We start from the raw sequence: 3,808 nt of genomic DNA on the forward strand, positions 1-3,808 counted from the left end.
TGTTCCTTGATCATCCCGATGATCTGCGCCTCGGTGAAACGGCTCTTTCGCATTCGTTTGCTCCTTCAAAAGGTTGAGCAAACTCTACATCAGAACGAGGGAAGTTTCGGGGAGCAGGTCATCCGTAATGACGGGTCCGTGGTCGATCTGGTCAACTATGTCAGCGCGCCTTCGCAGGTTTCCTTTGTCGATGTTGGCGGGATAAAAAAGATCTGGACCACCTCGCGCTATAACAACTGGATTGGGCTATTCGACATCCCAGATGCAGAATTCATTACCGGTCCATATCTCTGGGGCTTCCAGCATGGCGGTGGTGTGACATGGTTTGGTCAGCGTTTCGCGGATACTAATGAGCACCTTGTCGCTGGCGCGAATAACGGCCTCGTTCTTTTCAACAAGGATGAAAAGCTCACCAACCTGCAAGGGGCCTCAACCGCAAACCGCTGGCAACAAATGTCAGCGGTTATAGCGTCGGAATATGCATCAGGATGGTTGCCCGGTGATGTAAAGAGCGCCTTACTCGCGAATACCGATGCGACTTCGCTGGCTGCAAGCGGAGAGCTGGTTACAAATGGCGGGTTTGATACGGATGCTGATTGGGCGAAAGGCACTGGTTGGACAATAAGCGGCGGTGTTGCTTTTTGCGATGGAGCCCAGACTGCAACGACGGCGCTTTCCCAAACAAAGGTTTTGTCGCCTGGAACGTATGTGATTGAGTTCGACATAACCGCGCAAACATCAGGATCGATCTACATCTACCTTGGCGCGACTATCGTCCCTTCTGTTGGCGCTATTGGGCATTACGTTTATACGTTCACAGTCACTTCCACGACGACGACACTCTACATCAACGGTTCATCAACCTTTGTCGGATCGGTCGACAACATTTCCATTCAACGCGCAGACCCGGACCGCTCGGTGCACAATCGCAGCCTTATCGTCAACGGCACTTTGACCAGAACCCCTGTGGCCGACGGTGCGGAGTTGGTGGGGTATTCTGGGTTCTCGGCGACTGGTGATCCTGCCACTAGTAACTTCCTTGAGCAGCCGTATAACTCGGCCCTCGATTTCGGCATCGGCCCGTTCTCGATGATCTGGTGGGAAAAAAAGACCATCGCTGCAACTCGGTATCAGTTCGATCGAAGAGGATCGGGCAATTCTGGGAAATTCACCACATACAGCGACGCAAGTGGCTTCTTGAGTTTCCTTGCCTACGACAACAATGGAACCATCATCGCCGGCGGCACGAAGGTTGCAACAGTTCCTGCCACAATAAACGCTTGGGTTATGCAATCCGTCGTCCGGGACGTGAATGGGACGCTTCGACTTTTCACGAACGGAAAGCTGAATGGTGAGTATGCTTTCTCAGGTGACATTACGAATGTCCTCGCAGACGCCCCGCTCGTTGTAGGAAACAGGTGGGATCATATGAATGCGTGGGGGGGGGCTCTCGCTCTTCTTCGCATTTCGGTCACCGCACCCACCGCCGACCAGATCGCCAAAATCTACGAGCACGAGCGCAAGCTGTTTCAGCCCGGCGCGCAGTGCACACTCTACGGTACCAGTGATGCGGTCATGGCGCTGGCGCACGACCCCAAGACCGACTTGCTGCACGTCGGGACTTCGGCGGGCCGCTCCACCTTCGACGGCCTCCTGCGTGTGGCCAACACCGAAACCCCAGTCACGACTGCCATCTCGGCGGTCAATGGCCTGATCGCGGAGCAATGACGACATGACCGTTAACATTTTCAAGCCGGAGCTGAATCTGCGCGAGGAGCTTGCGGCTTTGCGCGCCAAGGTCGCTGCGGGCGTCGCGCAGGAGGCCTTCTGGTTCTCCGGCGACGGCGCGACCACCACATTCGCGCTGCAGCGTGGGTGGAAACCGAAGTTCGCCTATGTCGGCGGCGCGCTGAAGCGCCCCGGCACGGGTGAGGACTACACCGTCTCATACGACGGGTTCATCTACTCGCTGGTTTTCGCGGTGGCCCCTGCAACGGTGGACGTTGGCGTGATCTGCGTGCGCGAGGTCTGATCCATGACCGTTTTCATCCAGAAGGGCGACGCGCCCCTGAGTGTGCGTCAGGCGACCAAGCGGGGCATGGCTCATGTCGCGGCGGAGCTGGCGCAGGCGGGCGCACGGACGGGCGATGTAGAGCTGCTGCGGGTGATTCCGCACGCTGACCTCACTCCGCGTCTCGCGGCCGTTGTACAGGCATTGGGGCACGTTTCCTACCAAGCCTATGCGTTGGGCTGGGAGGCCGACAACCTCGTGAATGGGGAGCACAACTTGTTTAACCACCTGCTGGCGGCCTACCGGGAAGCGCTGTCCCGTCTGGGGCGGTATCGGCTGGCGGATGGTCGCCCCGAGGTCACGGACGAGCATCAGGTCATTGACGAACAGGGCCAGCCCGTCTTCGACGAGACCACCGGCGAGCCCGTGATGGAGACTGTCGTGGTGCAGGCGGCGATCGACCCGCTTCCGGCGGAGGTCGAGCGGCCCATCTACGATGCGGTGACCGGCGAGCAGACCGGTACGGAAATGGTGTCCAACCCGGAAATCGTTCGCGACGAAGTCGAGAAGGCGGGCGCACAAGCGGTCGTTGATGAAACTCCCGCGGAAGTCGTTGATTTCACGAACATGAGTGCAGGACGACCGTCATGACGTCCAAGGTCTTGAACAAAAGGTCGGCCGTTCCCGGCAAGGTGCCCACAACGGTCCAAATCGACCTTGGCGAACTTGCAATCAACACCCGGGACGGCAAGCTCTTCCTCAAACGCGATAACGGAAATGGCACATTTACGATTGTCGAGATTGGGTCGCCGCAGGCGGTCGCATCAAGTCTCGGGCTTGGTGCCTTTGCATACGGGCAGGTTGGCGACTGGACCATCACGGCTGATGCAAGCGGCAATCTACGGTTCTATTACGATGGTGCAGCACGGATGCGTCTTGATCCAGACGGAAGTCTGATCGTGTCCGGCGACATAACCGCATTTGGGGTGCCTTGATCATGGCTGTGGCGGTTTCCGGGGCGCTGTCTTTTTCGAACATAGCTGCAGAATTTGGTGGCAATGCTGGGCTGCCGCTCAGTGCTTACTATCGCGGGGCTGGTCGCGTCCCTGCCGCCGGTGCGCCCAACCGGGGCATTCCCGCGAGAGGTGCAATATCGTTTTCTGCATTCCGTGGTGGCGCTCTGAGAGCTGTCGTTGATTACGAAATCATCGGCGGTGGCGGCGGAGGTGGACATGGTGTGGGGGATGGCTCGTCCTCAGGTAGAGCGGGCTCTGGCGGCGCCACAACGATCACATCAGCAGGTGAACAGCTGGTTTCGGCGGCTGGTGGTTTGGGCGGCTTGAACGGTCAAGCACCACGTTCTGGAAATAACGGCGAAGGGACAGCGTACGGTCCTGGTGGCGCCGGGGGAAACGTCAATTCTGCCGGCGGCGCGGCGCTCAGCTCATCCTTTGGCGCAGGTGGTGGCGGAGGGGGAGGAGATAATCCGTCAACCTATGACTCGTCCGGTGCGGGCGGGTTTGGCGGCTCGGCTGGGACTCGGCGCACGGGCTCAATTGAGGTGGTCTACGGTGCCGTGCTGACCATCAGCATCGGCGCTAGCGGCCCTGGCTCTATCGCCGGATATCGCGGAGGCGACGGGGCCGCGGGATACGTACGCCTGACCTGGGATGAAAAGAGAGTGTCCGATCTTCTGTGTAACTTCGGTTTGGTCCATGCTTCCTGAGAGGAGCAAGGACGATGACGATTTCCAAAGAACTGCTGGACGAACTTCTGAAGGGCTGCGAGCGGCCTGAG

General features: G+C 58.7%; 4 protein-coding genes. All 4 read left to right on the top strand.

All coding sequences use genetic code 11. The features are described 5' to 3' along the window. The coding region (locus ACSR1C_RS20385; RefSeq protein WP_460260842.1) for a LamG-like jellyroll fold domain-containing protein at positions 1 to 1,728 on the top strand (1,728 nt) is incomplete at its 5' end. A 4-nt stretch (positions 1,729 to 1,732) separates the two neighbouring features. Next, positions 1,733 to 2,032 (top strand): hypothetical protein, encoded by a 300-nt coding sequence (locus tag ACSR1C_RS20390; protein WP_460260843.1) that lies wholly within the window; start codon positions 1,733 to 1,735, stop codon positions 2,030 to 2,032. Between the two features lie 3 nt (positions 2,033 to 2,035). After that, entirely contained in the window at positions 2,036 to 2,662 is a 627-nt protein-coding gene (locus ACSR1C_RS20395; RefSeq protein ID WP_460260844.1) for a hypothetical protein, read from the top strand. Beyond that, entirely contained in the window at positions 2,659 to 3,006 is a 348-nt protein-coding gene (locus ACSR1C_RS20400) for a hypothetical protein (protein WP_460260845.1), read from the top strand. Before ACSR1C_RS20395 ends, ACSR1C_RS20400 begins: the two co-directional genes overlap by 4 nt. The last annotated feature ends 802 nt before the right edge of the window (positions 3,007 to 3,808 follow it).

The sequence above is a fragment of the Actibacterium sp. D185-2 genome (assembly GCF_054954595.1).

Bases quoted from the DNA above. Each gene is read 5' to 3' on its own strand.
- ACSR1C_RS20390 (WP_460260843.1), top strand. From the start codon at position 1,733: ATGACCGTTAACATTTTCAAGCCGGAGCTGAATCTGCGCGAGGAGCTT.
- ACSR1C_RS20395 (WP_460260844.1), top strand. From the start codon at position 2,036: ATGACCGTTTTCATCCAGAAGGGCGACGCGCCCCTGAGTGTGCGTCAG.
- ACSR1C_RS20400 (WP_460260845.1), top strand. From the start codon at position 2,659: ATGACGTCCAAGGTCTTGAACAAAAGGTCGGCCGTTCCCGGCAAGGTG.